Source organism: Sulfitobacter geojensis, assembly GCF_000622325.1.
GTDB lineage: Bacteria > Pseudomonadota > Alphaproteobacteria > Rhodobacterales > Rhodobacteraceae > Sulfitobacter > Sulfitobacter geojensis.
On record NZ_JASE01000005.1, the window covers coordinates 2,554,222 to 2,573,065 of the forward strand.

Below are 18,844 nucleotides of genomic sequence, written 5' to 3' on the forward strand. Positions count from 1 at the left end.
ATAAACGGAAAACCGTGAAATTGTTTCAGGTGCGATTGCCCGTATCGAAACGGAGCTGGCGGAAATGAGGCACAATGAAGGCATTGTTTCGCGCCGCCTTACAATCACTGCCACAACATTGACGCATTCCGTCCAAACCCGTTAGCTTGCCTTTAACAGATCAAAGGAAGCCTCATGTTTGTTGCGTTTACCGTTATTTTATCCAGCCTGATCATCGCGAATGTCGGGTTTCGCGCCTACGCAGAGCACAGTGCGGCGCAGGTACAAGCACGGATCAAACGCAGCATTGATCGGGGCCACCGCACATGAACCGTGACCGCGACGACGGGACCTTGCGCTGGGAACGTGCGGCCGGATTGATGCCAGATGCACAGGCCAGTCAGGCCGCACCACAGGGGGCGTTCGTGCCCGATATTATGCACGACTGCGATCAGGTCGCCGTGGTCTATAACAAGGGCGAAACCCCGCCAGAGATCACAATTCGACAGGTTTCAGGTTCGGTGCATACAGTATTGGCAGACGGGGTTGCAGTGGCGGTAATCGCGCGTGCGACCGGTCCGGCGGTTTCACCCGAAGATGTTCTGCTGGTCGAACGGTCCGTTTAACCGAGAACAAAAGGCCCCGACCCGAAGGTCGAGGCCCCTCTCCTTCAGCGCCCTTCGAACTGCGCGGGGCGTTTTTCGGTGAAGGCCAGAACGCCTTCCTGAAAATCTCTGGATTTGCCGCATGTGCCCTGCGATTGGGCCTCTAGCGTCAGCTGCTCTTCAAGCGTGTTATCCCATGAGCCGCGGATCACATTCTTGACCTGTGCATAGGCCGTGGTCGGGCCAGACGCCAGATGCGCCGCTTTACCGCGCCAGTTGGCGTCAAAATCCGCATCCGCCACCGCTTCCCAGATCATGCCCCAGTCATCCGCCTGACGCGCGCTGATCTTATCGGCAAACAAGGCAGCGCCCATCGCTTTGGCTGTGCCCATGGTGCGCGGCAGAACATAGGTGCCGCCGGCATCAGGGATCAGGCCAATACGGGTAAACGCCTGCAGAAAATACGCCGATTCCGTCGCGATCACCACATCCGCTGCCAGTGCAAGGCTGGCACCGGCCCCCGCAGCAGGGCCATTCACAGCCGCGATGGTTGGGATGGGGCAGTTTACAATGGCCCGCAGCATTGGCGCATATTCATCGCGCAAGGACCGTTCCATATCGACCGAGGTTCCGGCCGTGCGGTTGCCAAGATCCTGCCCCGAACAAAACGCGTTTCCTGCACCGGTCAACACCAACACCCGCGCATCCTTGCCCGCCTGCGTGGCCGCATGGGTGATTTCAGCCCGCATCTGTGTCGTCAAAGCATTCATCTTGTCGGCGCGTGACAGGGTAAGTGTCGCGATGTCATTCTCAACGGAATAGGTGATGGTCTGGTAGTCCATAATCAAAGCGTCCTTCATTGGGCAATTTGACATAGTGATACCAAAGCAAGTCAAAGGGGCCAGTAAAACCGGACGTCATCTCCGGATTTCCGCGTTAGCGCCCTAGAATATCGTCCAGCCGCGCCTGTTCCGCTTCGCTGAGGGGGTGTTCGTTGCGCGCCCGCGCAGGCGAGCGCCCCCGCAGGTAGGCAAAGCCGACACCCCCTGCCAGCAGCAGCATCAACGGCCCTGCCCCCCACAACAACCAGTTGGCACCGGTTACAGGTGGATTCAACAACACAAACTCCCCGTAGCGCGCCACGATATAGTCCACCGCCGCCGCGTCGCTGTCTCCTGCAACCAGACGTTCGCGCACCAGCAGACGCAAATCGCGCGCCAGTGTTGCGTTGCTTTCGTCGATGCTTTCGTTCTGGCACACCAGACAGCGCAGCCCCTTGGACAATTCACGCGCGCGCTGTTCCAGCGCCGGATCGTCCAGAATTTCGTCCGGTTCGACCGCCCAAAGCGGTGTGGCAATCAACATCAGGATCAGAGCAAAATGTTTCATTCCGCGGGCACCGGTGTTTGTGGTTTCCGGTTGGTCGCCCCTGCCGCCACTCGGAACCGCCTGTCGCTCAGGCTTAACAAGCCGCCAAGCGCCATCAGCGCGGCACCGATCCAGATCCAGTTGGTCAGCGGTTTGATATATGTCCGCACCGTCCAGCCACCGTTGTTCTGTTGATCCCCAATCACAACATAGACGTCGCGGATCAGGTCGTAATCAATCCCAGCTTCCGTTGTCGGCATCTGCGCTACGGGATAAAAGCGCTTTTCCGGGCGCAATTCGGCAATAAAATCATCCCCTTGTGACAAGCGCAACACACCCATCGTCGACAGATAGTTCGGACCGCGAATTTCCTGCACATCGGTCAGGGTCAATTCGTATTTGCCCACGCTCCACGGTTCGTTCAGCTGCACCGCGCGAATATCATCCTGCGTCCAGGCGGTCAGACCGGCGACGCCAGCCATAGTGATGCCCAGCCCCGCATGGGCCGTCGCCTTGCCCCAATCCGCACGCGGCAGCCGCGCCAGACGCCGCAGGCGGTTCGTTCCCCGCCCCGTGCGCTGTAGCAATTCGACAATAACGCTCATCACCAACCATGCGCCCAAAAACAGCCCCACAGGGCCGATCATGCTGCGACCGGTTTGCATTGCATAGGTCAATCCGCCCACCGCAAGCGCCAGCAAGAACACATAGCGCAGCGGTTTAATCGCCTTGGCAAGCGTGGCGCGTTTCCACGGCATCACCGACCCGACCGGCAGGATCAGCCCTAACGCAACCATGAACGGTGTGAAGGCCGCGTTGAAAAACGGCGGTCCCACGCTGAGCTTGCGGTCAAAAAACATCTCGGCAACCAGTGGCCACATAGTGCCGACAAAGACTACAAAACAGGCCACTGCCAGCAAAAGGTTGTTCACCACCAGCGCGGATTCACGGCTTGCCAGGGCAAAGACGCCCTTGGCCTCCATCGCGCCAGCGCGCAGGGTGAACAACACCAATGCACCCCCCATGAAAAAGCCCATGATCATCAAAATCCAGATCCCGCGCTCGGGGTCATTCGCAAAGGCATGAACAGATGTCAGCAATCCCGAGCGCACGATAAATGTCCCGATCAGGGAAAAGCCGAACGCAAGGATCGCCAGCAGGATCGTCCAGCTTTTCAACGCTTCGCGCTTTTCGACGACGATGGCGGAATGTAGCAAGGCGGCTGCCAGAAGCCACGGCATGAAGGAAGCGTTTTCGACTGGGTCCCAGAACCAGAAACCGCCCCAGCCAAGCTCGTAATACGCCCACCACGACCCGAGCGCGATACCGATGGTCAGGAAGACCCAAGCGGCCAAGGTCCACGGACGCACCCAACGGCCCCACGCCGCATCGACGCGCCCCTCCATCAGGGCCGCAACCGCAAAGCTGAACGTCATGCTTAGTCCGACATAGCCAAGATATAGAAACGGTGGGTGGAACGCCAAACCGGGGTCTTGCAACAGCGGGTTCAGATCCTGCCCGTCAAAGGGCGGTGTTTCCAGCCGCAAAAACGGGTTGGACGTGAACAGGATGAACCCGAAAAACGCCACCGCAATGGCGCCCTGCACGCTTAGCACCCGCGCTTTCAATGTGGGTGGCAAGTTGCCGCCGAACCACGCGGCCATTGCGCCAAACAGGGTGACAATCAGCACCCACAGCAGCATCGAGCCCTCGTGATTGCCCCATGTCCCGCTGATTTTATAAAGCATCGGCTTGGCCGAATGGCTGTTCGCCCAGACCAGTTTGAGCGAAAAGTCGGACACGATAAAGGCCCACATCAATGCCCCGAAGGACAAGGCCGTCAGCGCAAATTGCGCCCCCGCTGCGGGTTCTGCAACGGCCATCCACCCTGCCCAGCGTTTATGTGCGCCGATCAGGGGCACCACGGTTTGCACGATGGCCACAAGAGCGGCGAGGATCAGGGCGAAATGTCCGAGTTCTGTAATCATGCGCCGAATATAGGCGGCATTCGCGCCCGCTGCTACGTCAATTCAACGTGCGCAGGCGCCAAAGCGTCGCAGTCAGCGGCGTGATTGCCGCCATGCATCAAGGGCAGCGTTGCCTGTCGGCTCTGTGGTGCGGGCCAAAAGGGCCGCATCCGGTGCGGTGTCGGCCACCGCAACGCTGTCGGAGCGCAAAGCGCGAATTTCGCCGATATTGCGCAAAACCTCCGGCACACGGGACACAGTGCTGACAATTTCGCGCTGGAAATCCTGTGCTTTGACCTGATGTCGGGCCCCAAAGTAGAACGACACAATCACCCCCAACAGCCACCACAGCGGTTCCGGCACCAGTGCAATCCCCTGCATCCTTTCGGCAAACCACAAGGGTTCGACCATCGCCGACACGAAAAGGCCCAACGTCCCGAGGGCCAGCGCCGGCCGTGGCAGGCGGTTCAACCCGTCCATGAAGCGATCAAACCCGCCGCGCCGTGGCATCAGAAACTCTGCGCCATATTGCGTCATCGCCTGCCCCTGAACACCGGCGCTGCGTTGCGCCCCTGCTTCGGCGTTTTCGCGAAACACCTCGACCGTATCGCGCACCACATTGCTTTGCCCGCCGAAAACAACCGTCAAAACCCGTTCGATCAATCCCATGCCGATACCCTTTCCTGAAATTCTGCGGTGCTGAGGTGATAGGCCGGCGCGATGAACTCTTCGGCCCGTTTGATCCATCCGCCTTTGCCGCCTGCCCGCGTGCGCGCATATTTCCGGCTTGCCGCCCGTCGATCCGCCAGCCGGAAATAATAATTGCGCCGCGCGATCCCGTAGGCATCGACCAAATGATCCGGTGCCGCCGCCATGGCCTGACGCGCCGCCCCAAGCGTTTGCGGCCCCAGTACCCCGTCAGCCGTCACATTGATCCCCATGGCGCGCAACAGCTGCTGCAGGATGCGGATCGCATTCGATCCGGCGTTAACATACATATCGAAAACCGAAGGCTGCAAAGCGGCCGGCAACGCGCCGATCAGCGGTTTTTCAAAGTAATGTTTGATAAAGATATCAACAGCCTGCCTGCGGCTTAACGCTTTGACGTCGTGCAGGTCGACTTGGCCATCGCGGTTCAGATCAACCCCCAAACGGCGCATCGTATGGATCGTCACGCCAAAACTTGTCGCTCCGCCCGGATCATCGGGGTCATTCACATATCCGCCCTCGCGGGCCACGATTTCCTCTGCAATCTCGCGGACAGATACCATTTTGCACTCCTCACCACGTTTCGCGGTCAGAAGGTCAGAGAATGGTTAATGAACCGAAGGGGCAGCGTACGGTGTCAGCTGTCAGGCTCTACATAGACACCCTGTTCCTTCAGGGCATCCACGACCTCTTTGGGCATGTAGGTTTCGTCATGTTTGGCAAGAATTTCAGTCGCTTCGAACACGCCGTTGATGTAGCGCCCCGTGCCGACCATGCCCTGACCTTCCTCGAAAAGATCAGGCAATACGCCGCGGTAGGTCACCGGCACCGTTGCGCCGCCATCTGTCACGTTAAAGCTGACCGTTTCGCTCTCCCCGCGCACCAAGGTGCCGTCTTCGACCAGCCCGCCAATGCGGAACACTTCGGACGCGGCAGGTGGTTCTGCCATCACCTGTGACGGCGCGCGGAAAAAGTTGATGCCGTCGCGCATCGCATACCCGATCAAAGCGGTTGAGCCGATCAGGGCGACAACTGCCAAGGCGATCACTTGAATACGACGTTGTTTTTTAAGGCTTTTCATGCCACTCACGGAAAAAGCGGGGCCATCATGAGCCCCTCGGTCTCCGCTATATCTAACATCAAGTTGGCATTCTGCAACGCCTGCCCGCTGCTACCTTTTGTCAGGTTGTCCAACGCCGCCACGACAATAGCGCGGCCTTCGATGCGGTCCTGCACCACCCCGACATGACAGAAATTCGACCCTCGGATGTGGCGCGTGCTAGGGGCCTCGCCCAGGGGCAAGACCTCGATAAACGGTTCATCTGCATAGACTTTTTCCAGCTCTCCGTGGATCGCCAGCGCGTCACCCTTGACATAACACGTCGCCAGAATGCCGCGGTTTGCAGGCACCAGATGAGGCGTGAACTGCACCTTGACCGGACGCCCTGCCACGGCAGAAAACTCCTGATCGAATTCGCCTAGATGCCGATGCGTGCCGCCAATGGCATAAGCGTGATAGCCTTCCGACAATTCAGCATGCAGCAGGTTTTCTTTCAAGGACCGCCCCGCACCCGACACGGCGCATTTCAGATCCATGATAATGTCGTCCAGATCAATCAGACCGGCAGCAATCAACGGACGCAGGGCAAACTGCCCCGTCGCCGCATTACAGCCCGTGCCCGCAACCAGACGCGCGGCTTTGATCTCTTCGCGGTAAAACTCGGTCAGCCCGTAAACCGCCTCGCTCTGCTGATCGAGGGCCGCATGGTCGTTGCCGTACCACTTTTTATAGGCCTCGGGATCGCGCAGCCGGAAATCGGCGGACAGATCGACAATTTTCAAATCTGCGGGCAGTTTGGCAATCACTTCCTGCGAGGTCTCATGCGGCAAAGCGCAAAAACACAGGTCGATCTGGGAAAAATCGATGTCGTCGATGGTTACAAGCGCCGGCAGGTCCAGATGACGCAAATGCGGGAAGACCTCGGCCATGGATTGGCCGGCCTTGGAGTTACCCCCCAACGCCTTGATTTGCATGGAGGAATGGCCGGAGATCAACCGGATCAGTTCAGCGCCCGTGTAACCGGAAGCACCCAGAATGGCGATATTGTACATGTTGTCAGTCCCTTGTTGGGGTGTCGTTTAAGCGAAATTCAAGCGGCAGTGAAGCTGATTGATCGTCGCAAAAACTGGGTCGCGCGGGAGGACACTTTCGCCGGATCCCCCGTTGTCAGAAACGCCGCCTTGCCGGTGCCGACCTTGTCAGGGTGCCGGTCAAGGTAATCCGCAAGGCTTTCGGCGACGAGGTTCGCCTGACTATAGACGTTCACCCCCTCGCCCAAAGCGGACTGAAAGGTTTCCTGCATCAGCGGGTAGTGGGTACAGCCCAGAATGGCAGCATGAGGTTCGGGCATTTTACGTTTAAGCGCGTCAACATGACTTCGCACCAGGGCTTCCGCCAGAATGAAATCGCCATCCTCGATCGCATCGACAACGCCGCCGCAGGCCTGCGCTTCGACGTCGACGCCAATTGCGCGAAACGCCAGTTCACGCTGGAACGCACGGCTGGACACGGTGGCAGGCGTGGCAAACAGGGCCACATGTTTCACCTCGACCTCGCGGGGCGGCGAATTATCGCCCCATTGGCGTTCGGTCAGCGCTTCGATGAGGGGCACAAAAACACCCAATACCCGCTTGTCGGCAGGCACCCATGATTCCTGCATCCGCCGCAGCGCCGCAGCAGATGCCGTGTTGCACGCAAGGATCACCAGATCACAGCCCGCATCAAACAAGCGCTGGGTGGCGGCAGTGGTCAAATCATAGATATCTTGCGCCGTGCGCACCCCGTAAGGCGCATGGGCACTGTCCGCGAGATAAACAAACTCCGTCTCCGGCAGCCGCTCCTGCACGGCTTGCAATACGGTTAACCCGCCCAAACCACTGTCGAAAATACCAATTGCCATATTGCCCCAGCCCTTTCAGGCACGATGATGTTCCTCGAATTCAAAGCCAAGCTCGGTTGTGACCAGCGGCTCTGGCGACAACTCATAAGTGGCTTTGCGCAGGAAATCCATCATGGCTTTTGCATCTGCGGCAATCGGGTCCAAAACATCGCGCCCCAGCGGCTGGCCAATGACCACGCGTACCGGCGTGTCCACGCGCTTGCGAAACTCCTTGATCAGCAATCCCATACGCAGGTTCGCGTGAAGGTGGCTGGCAATCTGAAACAGACGGCTGGTGTGGCCGTCAAAATAGATCGGCACAACGGTGGCGCGTGATTTGGCGATCATGCGCGCGGTGAAGCTGCGCCAGCACGGGTCCATGGGCCGCGAAAACGGCTTGGCGGCGGTACTGACGGTGCCACCGGGGAACACACCAACGGCCCCGTCCTGCGCGAGATACTCCAGCGCCTTGCGCCGTGTGGCAAGGTTCAGCGCCAGCGCCGCCTTGTCCGCGTCGAAACTGATCGGCAGCAAATGCCGGTTCAGATCGGTCGCGCGGTTGAACACCGCATTGGCCATAATTCTGAAATCACCACGGGTGCGCTCCATCAGATGGCCCAACATCAACCCGTCAAGAATGCCGTATGGATGGTTGGCAATGAAAATCACCGGTCCGTCACGCGGGATCAAATCCAACGACCCGCCCACCACATCAAGGCTTAGCCCGTAGCGCCGCACCATCACGTCAAAAAAGCTGTTGCCGGACAGCAGGTCCTGTTCGTACCCCTTTGCCCGCTTGATAAGCTGCAACCGTCCGGTGGTGTTTTCCATCAAGCGGATCAGGGCCTTACCTGATCTGCTTTCGGCGCTTGAGGCATAGCTGAGGTCAGCTGCGCCTGAACGAAGGGTCTGAACCATATCTGCTCCGCGTGACAGTTTCCCATCACGTAGAGCACATATGTAACGCCTGAATGACCCCCCTTGTGCAGATTTACTCCGCTGCTTTTGCCAAGGACGGGCCGCCTGCGCGGATCACGCTCAGCAATTCTTCGCGCCGTTTCGCGGCCTTGGTTTCCGCGGCCTGTTTCACCGGACCGAACCCTTTGATCTGCTTCGGCAATTCGGCCAAGGCCACAATCGCATCGCGGGTCTGTTCGGTCAGTTGCCCAAGTACCTCGGCCATGTCGCGTTCGTATTGCTTGATCAACGCCCGCTCCATCTTGCGCTCAGCGGTATATCCGAACACGTCCAGCGGTGTGCCACGCAGCCCTTTCATCCGGACCATGACACGCAGGGGTGTTTCCAGCCACGGGCCGAATTCACGTTTCATCGGGCGTCCGTTGGGGCCGGGTTTCGACAACAGCGGCGGGGCAAGGTTGAAGGACATTTTGAAATCCCCCTCAAACTCGGCCTGCGCCTTTTCGCGGCTGCTGAGCAACAGGCGGGCCACTTCGTATTCGTCCTTGTAAGACAACAGCTTGTGATACCCTTCGGCCACTGCCGCCTTGACCGCATCATCCGCGATCCCGTTCACCAGCTTGGCATAGCGGCTGGCCAGGCGTTTGCCCTGATACTGCGTCAGGTGATCCATGCGGAAGGCGATCCGTTCCTCCAGCGTTTTGGGCAGCGCCACAACTTTGGGGTTCGAAACACGCTGCGCATCTTCAGGATACAAAGCCGCCCAGCGCCCGATTTCAAAGGCGCGCAAGTTGCGATCAACCGCCGCACCGTTCAGGCGGATGGCTTCCTGCATCGCCTCAAGGGTCAACGGCAACAGGCCCTTTTGCCACGCCCCGCCCAATACCATCATGTTGGAAAAGATCGAATCGCCCAATGCGGCTTTGGCCAAATCAGAAGCATCGAACATCGTCACCGCATCTTTCAACCGCGCCTCAAGTGACAGGGTCAGCCGGTCATAGGGCATCTGGAATTCGGTATCGCGGGTGAAATCGCCGGTGATAATCTGGTGCGAATTGACCACGGCACCGGTGCGCCCGCTCTGCGTCAGGCCCAGTGTTTTTGATCCCGCGGACACGACCAGATCGCCACCAATCAGCGCATGCGCTTCGCCGGTGGCCACGCGAATGGCCGAGATATCGCTGGGATCATTCGCCAGACGACAATGGATATGCACCGCACCGCCCTTTTGGGCGAGGCCGGCCATCTCCATCATGCCCGCACCTTTTCCGTCCAACTGCGCGGCCTGTGCCAGCAAGGCACCGATGGTCACCACACCCGTACCACCGACACCCGTGATCACCACGTTGTGCGTGCCCTCAATTATCGGCAGGTCCGGCATTGGCAAATCAGGAATCTTAATCTCGGTCGTCGCCTCTTTGCGGACCTTCGCCCCTTCGAGCGTCACAAAGGACGGGCAGAACCCGTTGATACAGGAGAAATCCTTGTTGCAGGAAGACTGGTCAATCGCGCGCTTGCGGCCTAGTTCGGTTTCGGCAGGTACAATAGACACGCAGTTGGATTGCACACCGCAATCGCCGCAGCCTTCGCAAACATCCGTGTTGATGAACAACCGCTTGTCAGGGTCGGGAAACAGCCCGCGCTTGCGCCGGCGGCGTTTCTCGGCAGCACAAGTCTGCACGTAGACGATGGCGCTCACGCCCTCCTTGGTGGCGAAATCCTTTTGGACCGTATCGAGCATGGCGCGTTCGTGCATTGGCACACCTTTAAAGGCTGCGGCCTCAACATCTTCTTTCTCGTCATAGACCACGGCAAGGTGTTTGATGCCCATCGCCTTCAGCTCTGCCACAATGCGCGGCGCGTCCAGATCGCCCTCATTGTGCTGACCGCCGGTCATCGCAACCGCGTCATTATAAAGAATTTTATATGTGATGGTCGTGCCCGCCGCGATGGCCGCGCGGATCGCCTGCACACCGGAGTGGTTGTAGGTGCCATCGCCAAGGTTCTGGAACACATGGGCACGGTTCGAAAAAGGTGCCTCACCGATCCAGTTTGCCCCCTCGCCTCCCATATGGGTGAATCCAAGGGTTTCACGGTCCATCCACTGCGCCATGAAGTGACACCCGATGCCTGCGTAAGCACGCGAGCCTTCGGGCACTTTGGTGGAAGAGTTATGCGGACAGCCTGAGCAGAAGTACGGCAGTCGCGCGGCGATCTCTTCGGCGTTGTCACCCCGCCGCGCTTCGTCCAGACGGGCGAGCCCCGCCTTGATCCCGTCGGTCTCGCGCCCCTCTTCGATCAGCACCGCGCCCAGCTTTTCGGCAATCTCCACGGGGTCCAATGCCCAGCGCGCAGAAAAGAACTCTTCGCCGTTCTTGCGTCCGCCGTAAACGCGGTGGCGCATGTCATCATCAAACAACGCCTCTTTGATCTGCACTTCGATCAGCTTGCGCTTTTCCTCAACCACAACAATCAGATCAAGGTCTTCAGCCCAGTCATGAAAACCGCGCATGTCCAGCGGCCATGTCTGTCCGACCTTATAGGTGGTGACCCCCAACCGTTCGGCTTCGTTTTCATCAATGTTCAGCAATGACAGCGCATGTGTCAGATCAAGCCAGTTCTTGCCCGCAGCAACGAGACCGATCTTGGCCCCCTTCTTGCCCCAGACGCGCTTGTCCATCTTGTTGGCATGGCTGAAGGCTTCGGCGGCGTAGCGTTTGTAATCAATCAGCCGTTCTTCCTGCGCGATCCGTTCGTCAACGAGGCGGATGTTCAGCCCCCCGTCCGGCATTGCAAAGTCGGGCGTGACGAAAGACATCCGGTTGGGATCACCATCGACAACCGAGGTCACCTCGATCGTATCTTTCATGGTCTTGAGCCCCACCCAGACACCGGCAAACCGCGACAGCGCCCAACCGTATAGCCCGTAATCCATAATCTCTTGCACACCGGCGGGGCTGACCACCGGCATATAGCTGTCGACCATGGCAAATTCCGACTGGTGCAACACGGTCGAGGATTCACCCGTGTGATCATCCCCCATCGCCATCAGCACACCGCCATGTTGCGACGTACCCGCCATATTAGCGTGGCGCATCACATCGCCCGACCGGTCAACCCCCGGCCCCTTGCCGTACCACAGGCCGAACACACCGTCGTATTTACCTTCCCCGCGCACTTCGGCTTGCTGCGCGCCCCAAAGGGCTGTCGCTGCCAGATCCTCGTTCAGGCCCGCCTGAAACGTTACCTTGTGTTCGCTCAGAACCTTCTCGGCTTTGGCCATCTGCAAATCCACCGCTCCCAACGGCGATCCGCGATACCCTGTGACCAGCCCAGCCGTGTTCAACCCGGCGGCACGGTCACGCGCCGCCTGCATCACCATCAAACGCACCAAAGCCTGCGTGCCATTCAGCAACACGGGTGATCTTTCCAGATCGAAACGGTCATTAAGTGAAATCTTTGGACTGGTCATGGCGGCCTCCCTACGTTCCGTCAAACTAGCATTATGTGCGCAATTATAGGTCACAAATGCTGACCTGTATACAGTCTTTTCTGCGCCACCCCCGCATTATTTCCCCCTGCCCCCTATTCTTGATTAACCAATATAAGATAGTGAGTGTCCATTCGGGGCATCGGGAATGGAATGCCAGTAAGGAAACGGGTCACATGGATTGGGACAAGCTTAGAATATTTCACGCTGTCGCGGATGCGGGGTCACTGACTCACGCGGGGGACAAGCTGAATTTGTCACAGTCGGCCGTATCGCGCCAGATCCGCGGCCTTGAGGAGCAGTTGAACACCAACCTGTTCCACCGTCACGCCCGCGGATTGATCCTGACCGAACAGGGCGAACTGCTTTTTGACGCCACGGCCGCGATGACCAAACGCCTTGATACCGCCTCTGCCCGCATTCGCGACAGCGAAGAAGAAGTCTTTGGCGAGTTGCGGGTCACCACCACCACCGGTTTCGGCACGCTCTGGCTGGCCCCGCGCCTGCCGAAGCTTTACGAGAAATTTCCCGACCTCAAGGTCGATTTGATGCTGGAAGAGCGCGTTCTGGACCTGCCCATGCGCGAAGCCGACGTTGCGATCCGCATGAAGGAACCGTCGCAGGCAGATTTGATCCGCAAGAAACTGATGATGATCAACATGCGCCTTTACGCCTCTCCTGCGTATTTGGCGGCCAATGGCACCCCCCAGCGGATCGAAGACGTGTCCGACCACCGTTTGGTCTGCCAAAACACCGAAAGTGATCAAGTCGGCGCAGGTGTGCTCCTGATCCAGCAGTTGATGATGCATGACGTGCGCTCGCTGTTAACGGTGAACAACTACTTCGGCGTGTTGCAGGGTGTGCTACATGATCTGGGAATCGGCGTGCTGCCCAACTACCTGACAGAGGATTTTCCAGATCTCGTGCAGGTTCTTCCCGACACACAATCGGCAGATGTCCCCGTTTTCCTCGCCTATCCGGAAGAATTGCGGCAGTCCAAACGGGTGTCTGCGTTTAAAGATTTTGTTCAGGACGAGATCATCAGCTACCGCAAGCGACTGAAAGATCAGTAACTTCGCCAAGTTATGCGCGCAGCACATAGCGGATATGCCAAAAAACATCCATTCGTGACTTGATTGGAGGCACTGCGCCTCTTAATTCAGCTTTATAAAGTTTGATAGCCGCAAGGTTGTTGCTTTATACCTCCCTGTTGGACTTGGCCGAGCTTCGCGCTCGGCCTTTTTTTTGCCTTTTCGCATCTGCCTTTTCGCCAGCGTGATGCAATCGGCAGAACCGCAACGAAAAGACGAGATATGTGCTGGGCTCAATGCTCGCCCGAATGCAGGTACGTCCCGATCAGTCTGCGTGTCCTGCGGCCAAGCTGTGACACCCCATCTGTCTTTGGCAACCATCCATCATGCAATCGGCCACAAATGCCCCCGAAACCATCGACCAGCGCGATCCCCCCCAGCATCCCGCAATTGCGCGTCCGAGAAACACACCTAAATTTCCACAACAATAGCAAAGGCTTAAAAACAAATTTGCAAAAGAAGACCAAAGTTTATCGGAACTTTCTCACCACTTCCCCTGTTGTTACGGCAAGACCGCAGAGGATGCGGACACGTAAACAGATATCGAAGGAAAACGAAATGACACGCTCAATTCTTGCTGCCACAACAGCCATCGCAACTCTGGTTGCAACATCATTTGCATTCGCTGCAGAAAACTCTGTCAGCGACCTGCAAGGCAACTCGCCGGCAGTGACCGAAGGCGGTCAGGACAACACCGTTGGCTCCACCGAAAACACCAGCGATTTGGTGACCAAGCGTTTCGGCATTGGCGAATCCGAGTATGACGCAACACGCATGGCAATGTCACAAGAACAGTACGACGCATTGAACGCTTCAATCGGCGCGGACTTCATGACGAACGAAGGCAAAGTGCTGGGCATGATCGAAGACGTGACAATTGACGCGCAAGGCAACCCCAACCTTGAGGTTGAACTGAACGATGACACAAAAATCGACGCCGAACTCTTGGTGATCACGCTGCTGCCCGAAAGCATCGTGCTGAAGGAAGGCAAGATTTTCATCGATACGTCCGAGGACAACCTGTACCTGCAAGCGCAGGACGGCTCCAAAGCAGATGATGAGACACGCACCACCGTCATCGTGATGTAATCTCACCCCAGAACGACCGGCAGCCCCCCCCTGCCGTGGACCGCATCCTTTACGGGGTGCGGTCTTTTTGCGTCTGGTTCCGGCTGCCCCCTTCCCCCTTGTGCGCGCTTGCACTAAGAAACGCAGCATCAGCGCCAAGGGGACAAACCGCATGCAAGAACCTGCCATCACCGATGAACTGATCGCCGCCCACGGGTTTACCCCCGAGGAATTTGCGGAAGTGAAGACTATCCTTGGCCGCGATCCGAACTACACGGAAATGGGCATCTTTTCAGCGATGTGGAACGAACATTGCTCTTACAAGTCTTCCAAGAAATGGTTGCGCACCCTGCCTACAGAAGGTCCGCAGGTCATCTGTGGCCCTGGCGAAAACGCAGGCATCGTTGATATCGGCGACGGTCAGGCGCTGGTCTTCAAGATGGAATCGCACAACCACCCCAGCTATATCGAACCCTACCAAGGGGCTGCGACAGGCGTCGGCGGCATCCTGCGCGATGTGTTCACCATGGGTGCACGTCCCATTGCCGCAATGAATTCCCTCAGCTTTGGCCGCCCCGATCACCCCAAAACCCGCCAGCTGGTGCATGGTGTGGTCGCCGGTGTCGGTGGTTATGGCAACTGTTTCGGCGTGCCGACCGTTGGCGGCGAAGTGCGCTTTGACACGGCTTATGATGGCAATTGTCTGGTCAATGCTTTCGCCGCAGGCCTCGCCGATACCGACAAGATTTTCTATTCTGCCGCTTCCGGCGTTGGCATGCCCGTCGTCTACCTTGGGGCCAAGACCGGCCGTGACGGTGTGGGCGGCGCGACGATGGCCTCTGCCGAGTTCGACGATACCATCGAAGAGAAACGCCCGACGGTCCAAGTCGGCGACCCCTTCACCGAAAAACGCCTGATGGAAGCCACGCTAGAGCTGATGGCCACCGGTGCCGTGATCTCCATTCAGGACATGGGGGCCGCCGGCCTGACCTGCTCTGCTGTGGAAATGGGCGACAAGGGCGGCTTGGGCGTGCGTCTGGACCTTGAAAAGGTGCCGACCCGCGAGCTGAACATGAGCGCATACGAAATGATGCTTTCTGAATCCCAGGAACGCATGTTGATGGTTCTCAAACCCGAACTCGAGGCCGAAGCCAAAGCCGTGTTCGACAAATGGGACCTCGATTTCGCCATCGTCGGCGAGACATTGGCCGAAGACCGCTTCCTCATCATGCTCAACGGTGAGCTGAAAGCCGACCTGCCGCTCAGCAAACTGGCCTCTACCGCGCCGGAATACGACCGTCCATGGGTCGAGACACCCGCCGCCGAACCGCTGGCCGATGTGCCGGGCGTCGATCCGATTGACGGTCTGAAGGCGCTGATTTCCGATGTGAACTACGCCGCGAAAAACTGGGTGTTTGAACAATATGACACGATGGTCATGGGCGATTCCGCCCGCACACCGGGTATCGGCGCGGGCATCATCCGTGTGCATGGCACCGATAAATCCATCGCTTTCACCTCTGACGTAACCCCGCGCTATGTCAAAGCAAACCCGGTCGAAGGCGGCAAACAAGCGGTCGCGGAAAGCTATCGCAACCTGACCGCTGTCGGGGCCAAACCTTTGGCCACAACAGACAATATGAACTTCGGCAATCCCGAAAAGCCCGAAATCATGGGCCAGTTCGTGGGCGCCATCAAAGGCATCGGCGAAGCGGTTTCCGCTCTCGACATGCCCATCGTGTCGGGCAACGTGTCGCTTTACAATGAAACGGACGGAACCGGCATCCTGCCGACACCGACCATCGGCGCCGTAGGGCTGATCGACCATCCTGACGACATCATCGGCTGTGATGTGCGCGACGGGCATGTGGCGCTGGTCTTGGGCGACACCACCGGCCACCTTGGCCAATCCGCCCTGCTGGCCACTGTATTCGGTCGCATTGAAGGGGATGCGCCCCGCGTCGATTTGGCCGCGGAAAAGGCCCACGGTGATTTCATCCGCGCCAACCGTACACTGATCAAGGCCTGTACAGACCTCAGCGATGGCGGCCTCGCGCTGGCCGCATTCGAACTGGCCGAAGGGGCCGGTGTCGGCATCACACTGGATGCAGCGGACACGCCAACCCTGTTTGGTGAGGATCAGGCCCGCTATCTAATCGCCTGCAACTTCGATCAGGCCGAAGCGCTGATGATCGCAGCAACGGCAGCTGGCCTGACGCTGGAAACTGTTGGCAAATTCGGCGGCAGCGACGTCACGATGGGTGGTGTCTCCGCCCCGCTGGGCGAACTCTCCGCCGTGTTCCGCGCCACCTTTGAGGGCACTTTCGCCTAAGGCGCATCCACCGCTGCCAAAAGCCGCGCTTTCTCGCCCACATCGTCTGGGCGGGAAATCACCTGTGCGAGCTCTTCGAGCGATGCAATCGAGTGACCGGCGCGAAAGCTGTCCACGTGAGGCAACATCGCACGGATTCCAGCCGCCTTGGGTGCGAAACCGTCCCAACGGAGCAGAGGGTTCAACCAGATCACGCGCCGTGCGGAAAGATGCAGCCGCTGCATCTGCCGTGCCAGATCGTCCGGGGCATCGCGGTCCAGCCCGTCCGTGATCAACAGCACGACCGCGCCCTGCCCCATCACCCGGCGCGACCAGTCGCGGTTAAAGGCCTCAATCGACGCGCCGATCCGCGTCCCACCTTCCCAATCCTGCGCCTCTGCCCCTGCGGCTGCCAATGCTGCATCCACATCACGGGTCGCCAGATGGCGGGTGATGTTGGTCAGCCTTGTGCCAAAGGTAAAGGCATGCACTTGCGCCCAGCCTGCGCCTTTGGCGTTGCTGACCGCATGCAGGAAATGCAAAATCACACGACTGTATTGGCTCATCGAGCCTGAAATATCACAAAGCACCACAAGGTTCGGATAGCGCGGGCGCGGTTTCTTGAATGCCAGCTGCTGCATTTCCCCGCCCCGCCGCAGGGCCGCGCGCATGGACTTTGCCGCATCAATCCGGCCGGTAGGTGACACCATCGCGCGCCGCGACGGCAAGGGCTTCACCGGCAAGCTCAGCCGCGCCAGCATCCGCTTGGCTTCGGCCATTTCCGCCAGTGACATTTGCTCGAAATCCAGCGACCGTAACCGTTCGGAGGACGACATGGTTAAACTTGCATCAACCTCGATCAACGCATCTTCTTCGGGCGGGGCCTCTTCCTCGTCCTGTGGCGGGGCCTCTGCCCCGTCCAACAAGGCCTCGGCCGCGCGTTTCTCTGCCGCCTGCGCGGGGCGGTCCTCTTGTACCCCACGGATGGCCGGCAACATCGCTGCCATCATATGTTCAAGATATCGCGGGTCACGCCAGTACAGCCGGAACAGCTGGGCAAAAACGGTGCGGTGTTCGGGCCGGTTCACAAAACAGGCGTGCAGCGTCCAGTAAAAGTCGCGTTTATCGGAAAAACCTGCCGCTTCGACCGCGCGGATCGCGTCAATCACCCGCCCCGGTCCGATGGGCAGGCCGGCACGGCGCAGGGCACGCGCGAAATGTGTGATGTTGCCCGCCAGTTTCGGATCATCCGGCAGGTCGAGAGGAATGTGTTCAACCATGAATGGTTGATTGGAGGTTCCACCTCCAAACCTCCGCAGTATTTAGAGCCCAAAAGAGGATCATGCGGGCTCTAGGCTTGCGCGGGCCTGATCGAGGATACGCTTGGCTTCAGAGCCGTGCAGTTTGGCGATGTCATCTTGGTATTTGAGGATGGCACCCAGCGTGTCGGCGATGACCTCGGGGCTGAGGGTGATCACATCAAGCGCCAGCAGGCATTTGGCCCAATCGATAGTTTCGGCCACGCCGGGTTTCTTAAACAGGTCCTCGGTGCGCAATTGCTGCACAAAGGCGACCACTTCGCGGCTGAGGTTTTCGGCAGCTTCGGGTGCGCGGGCGTTCAGGATGTCCATTTCGCGATCAAAATCGGGATAATCGACCCAGTGATACAGGCAGCGGCGTTTCAGCGCATCATGCACTTCGCGGGTGCGGTTCGAGGTCAGGATCACGATCGGGGCCTCGGGCGCTTTGATCGTGCCCATTTCGGGGATCGTCACCTGAAAATCGCTAAGGGCTTCCAATAGAAACGCCTCAAAGGGGGCGTCCGTGCGGTCCAATTCGTCGATCAGCAGGATCGGGGCGCCGTTGTCATCAGGGCGCATCGCCTCAAGCAGCGGGCGTTCGATCAGGTATTTATCGCTGAACAAATCCGCCGTCAGCGCTGCGCTATCAGCCGCGCCTGCGGCCTCTGCCGCGCGGATCGCGACCATTTGCGCAGGGAAGTTCCACTCATAAACGGCAGAGGAGGCATCGAGCCCTTCATAACATTGCAGCCGGATCAATTTGCGGTTCAGCCCGGCGGCCAGCGCCTTGGCGATCTCGGTCTTGCCAACACCGGCCTCCCCTTCAAGGAACAAGGGCCGCCCCAACCGCAAGCTTAAAAACACCACCGTGCCCAGATCTCGCCCGCAGATATACCCCTGATCGCCCAGCATCTTTTGCACCGCGTCGATGCTCGTTATGTCAGTCATCTTATTCTCCCCGCTACGCCCAAGGTGCATCTGCACGGGCCGGGGTCAAGGTGCCAGATGGTCCTATTTGTCACGCAGCCCCCCGCCTGTGCTTCGCAGATTGACGTGATTCGGTCAGGCTGGCATAGTCCTCGCAAAGAACGAGAGGTTT

Annotated in this window: 17 protein-coding genes; 5 read left to right on the forward strand and 12 right to left on the reverse strand. The window is 58.7% G+C overall.

What is annotated here, in order from left to right:
* The first annotated feature begins 174 nt into the window (after positions 1-174).
* Together Z947_RS22475 and Z947_RS0114495 are read left to right on the forward strand one after the other, a co-directional pair.
* The gene (locus Z947_RS22475) at positions 175-309 is read left to right on the forward strand and encodes a hypothetical protein (RefSeq protein ID WP_276202375.1); all 135 of its coding nucleotides are present in this window, start codon (positions 175-177) and stop codon (positions 307-309) included.
* Entirely contained in the window at positions 306-605 is a 300-nt protein-coding gene (locus tag Z947_RS0114495; protein WP_025045010.1) for a hypothetical protein, read from the forward strand. The genes Z947_RS22475 and Z947_RS0114495 overlap by 4 nt, the downstream gene beginning before the upstream one ends.
* A gap of 44 nt (positions 606-649) precedes the next feature.
* On the opposite strand, the gene Z947_RS0114500 is transcribed toward Z947_RS0114495, so the two are convergent.
* From Z947_RS0114500 to Z947_RS0114545, 10 genes are all read right to left on the reverse strand, one after another.
* Positions 650-1,426, reverse strand: coding sequence for an enoyl-CoA hydratase-related protein (locus tag Z947_RS0114500; RefSeq protein ID WP_025045011.1), 777 nt, complete (start codon positions 1,424-1,426; stop codon positions 650-652).
* 94 nt (positions 1,427-1,520) lie between these two features.
* Positions 1,521-1,973, reverse strand: coding sequence for a cytochrome c-type biogenesis protein (locus tag Z947_RS0114505; protein WP_025045012.1), 453 nt, complete (start codon positions 1,971-1,973; stop codon positions 1,521-1,523).
* Positions 1,970-3,940, reverse strand: a complete 1,971-nt coding sequence (locus tag Z947_RS0114510) for a heme lyase CcmF/NrfE family subunit (protein WP_025045013.1) — start codon at positions 3,938-3,940, stop codon at positions 1,970-1,972. The genes Z947_RS0114505 and Z947_RS0114510 overlap by 4 nt, the downstream gene beginning before the upstream one ends.
* Before the next feature lie 72 nt (positions 3,941-4,012).
* Positions 4,013-4,588: a holin family protein gene (locus tag Z947_RS0114515; RefSeq protein ID WP_025045014.1), complete on the reverse strand. Its 576-nt coding sequence runs from the start codon at positions 4,586-4,588 to the stop codon at positions 4,013-4,015.
* Positions 4,579-5,190: a holin-associated N-acetylmuramidase gene (locus Z947_RS0114520; RefSeq protein ID WP_025045015.1), complete on the reverse strand. Its 612-nt coding sequence runs from the start codon at positions 5,188-5,190 to the stop codon at positions 4,579-4,581. The genes Z947_RS0114515 and Z947_RS0114520 overlap by 10 nt, the downstream gene beginning before the upstream one ends.
* Before the next feature lie 74 nt (positions 5,191-5,264).
* The gene (ccmE, locus tag Z947_RS0114525; protein WP_025045016.1) at positions 5,265-5,708 is read right to left on the reverse strand and encodes a cytochrome c maturation protein CcmE; all 444 of its coding nucleotides are present in this window, start codon (positions 5,706-5,708) and stop codon (positions 5,265-5,267) included.
* A 5-nt stretch (positions 5,709-5,713) separates the two neighbouring features.
* A complete protein-coding gene (gene argC, locus Z947_RS0114530; RefSeq protein ID WP_025045017.1) occupies positions 5,714-6,739 on the reverse strand; it encodes an N-acetyl-gamma-glutamyl-phosphate reductase in 1,026 nt (341 codons plus the stop codon).
* 38 nt (positions 6,740-6,777) lie between these two features.
* Positions 6,778-7,587 carry a glutamate racemase gene (gene murI / locus Z947_RS0114535; protein WP_025045018.1) on the reverse strand — a complete coding sequence of 270 codons (810 nt, stop codon included), beginning with the start codon at positions 7,585-7,587 and terminating at the stop codon, positions 6,778-6,780.
* Between the two features lie 15 nt (positions 7,588-7,602).
* The gene (locus tag Z947_RS0114540) at positions 7,603-8,484 is read right to left on the reverse strand and encodes a lysophospholipid acyltransferase family protein (RefSeq protein WP_025045019.1); all 882 of its coding nucleotides are present in this window, start codon (positions 8,482-8,484) and stop codon (positions 7,603-7,605) included.
* A gap of 73 nt (positions 8,485-8,557) precedes the next feature.
* Positions 8,558-11,956, reverse strand: coding sequence for an indolepyruvate ferredoxin oxidoreductase family protein (locus Z947_RS0114545; RefSeq protein ID WP_025045020.1), 3,399 nt, complete (start codon positions 11,954-11,956; stop codon positions 8,558-8,560).
* Positions 11,957-12,150: 194 nt separating this feature from the next.
* Between Z947_RS0114545 and Z947_RS21140 the strand changes: the two genes are divergently transcribed.
* The 3 genes from Z947_RS21140 (at position 12,151) to purL (ending at position 16,465) form a co-directional block, all read left to right on the forward strand.
* Positions 12,151-13,047: a LysR family transcriptional regulator gene (locus Z947_RS21140; protein ID WP_037938947.1), complete on the forward strand. Its 897-nt coding sequence runs from the start codon at positions 12,151-12,153 to the stop codon at positions 13,045-13,047.
* Between the two features lie 576 nt (positions 13,048-13,623).
* The gene (locus tag Z947_RS0114555; RefSeq protein ID WP_025045021.1) at positions 13,624-14,154 is read left to right on the forward strand and encodes a PRC-barrel domain-containing protein; all 531 of its coding nucleotides are present in this window, start codon (positions 13,624-13,626) and stop codon (positions 14,152-14,154) included.
* Positions 14,155-14,305: 151 nt separating this feature from the next.
* Positions 14,306-16,465 (forward strand): phosphoribosylformylglycinamidine synthase subunit PurL, encoded by a 2,160-nt coding sequence (gene purL / locus Z947_RS0114560; protein ID WP_025045022.1) that lies wholly within the window; start codon positions 14,306-14,308, stop codon positions 16,463-16,465.
* Here the strand turns inward: purL and Z947_RS0114565 are convergent.
* Both Z947_RS0114565 and Z947_RS0114570 read right to left on the reverse strand, forming a co-directional pair.
* Positions 16,462-17,724: a vWA domain-containing protein gene (locus Z947_RS0114565; RefSeq protein ID WP_025045023.1), complete on the reverse strand. Its 1,263-nt coding sequence runs from the start codon at positions 17,722-17,724 to the stop codon at positions 16,462-16,464. The two genes, purL and Z947_RS0114565, sit on opposite strands and share 4 nt — an antisense overlap.
* Before the next feature lie 60 nt (positions 17,725-17,784).
* On the reverse strand, positions 17,785-18,693 hold the full coding sequence (locus Z947_RS0114570; protein ID WP_025045024.1) for an AAA family ATPase: 909 nt from the start codon (positions 18,691-18,693) through the stop codon (positions 17,785-17,787).
* Positions 18,694-18,844: the final 151 nt, after the last annotated feature.

Excerpts from the sequence above, each read along its gene's own strand:
- Z947_RS22475 (WP_276202375.1), top strand. The coding sequence starts at position 175 with ATGTTTGTTGCGTTTACCGTTATTTTATCCAGCCTGATCATCGCGAAT.
- Z947_RS0114495 (WP_025045010.1), top strand. The coding sequence starts at position 306 with ATGAACCGTGACCGCGACGACGGGACCTTGCGCTGGGAACGTGCGGCC.
- Z947_RS0114500 (WP_025045011.1), bottom strand. The coding sequence starts at position 1,426 with ATGGACTACCAGACCATCACCTATTCCGTTGAGAATGACATCGCGACA.
- Z947_RS0114505 (WP_025045012.1), bottom strand. The coding sequence starts at position 1,973 with ATGAAACATTTTGCTCTGATCCTGATGTTGATTGCCACACCGCTTTGG.
- Z947_RS0114510 (WP_025045013.1), bottom strand. The coding sequence starts at position 3,940 with ATGATTACAGAACTCGGACATTTCGCCCTGATCCTCGCCGCTCTTGTG.
- Z947_RS0114515 (WP_025045014.1), bottom strand. The coding sequence starts at position 4,588 with ATGGGATTGATCGAACGGGTTTTGACGGTTGTTTTCGGCGGGCAAAGC.
- Z947_RS0114520 (WP_025045015.1), bottom strand. The coding sequence starts at position 5,190 with ATGGTATCTGTCCGCGAGATTGCAGAGGAAATCGTGGCCCGCGAGGGC.
- ccmE (WP_025045016.1), bottom strand. The coding sequence starts at position 5,708 with ATGAAAAGCCTTAAAAAACAACGTCGTATTCAAGTGATCGCCTTGGCA.
- argC (WP_025045017.1), bottom strand. The coding sequence starts at position 6,739 with ATGTACAATATCGCCATTCTGGGTGCTTCCGGTTACACGGGCGCTGAA.
- murI (WP_025045018.1), bottom strand. The coding sequence starts at position 7,587 with ATGGCAATTGGTATTTTCGACAGTGGTTTGGGCGGGTTAACCGTATTG.
- Z947_RS0114540 (WP_025045019.1), bottom strand. The coding sequence starts at position 8,484 with ATGGTTCAGACCCTTCGTTCAGGCGCAGCTGACCTCAGCTATGCCTCA.
- Z947_RS0114545 (WP_025045020.1), bottom strand. The coding sequence starts at position 11,956 with ATGACCAGTCCAAAGATTTCACTTAATGACCGTTTCGATCTGGAAAGA.
- Z947_RS21140 (WP_037938947.1), top strand. The coding sequence starts at position 12,151 with ATGGATTGGGACAAGCTTAGAATATTTCACGCTGTCGCGGATGCGGGG.
- Z947_RS0114555 (WP_025045021.1), top strand. The coding sequence starts at position 13,624 with ATGACACGCTCAATTCTTGCTGCCACAACAGCCATCGCAACTCTGGTT.
- purL (WP_025045022.1), top strand. The coding sequence starts at position 14,306 with ATGCAAGAACCTGCCATCACCGATGAACTGATCGCCGCCCACGGGTTT.
- Z947_RS0114565 (WP_025045023.1), bottom strand. The coding sequence starts at position 17,724 with ATGGTTGAACACATTCCTCTCGACCTGCCGGATGATCCGAAACTGGCG.
- Z947_RS0114570 (WP_025045024.1), bottom strand. The coding sequence starts at position 18,693 with ATGACTGACATAACGAGCATCGACGCGGTGCAAAAGATGCTGGGCGAT.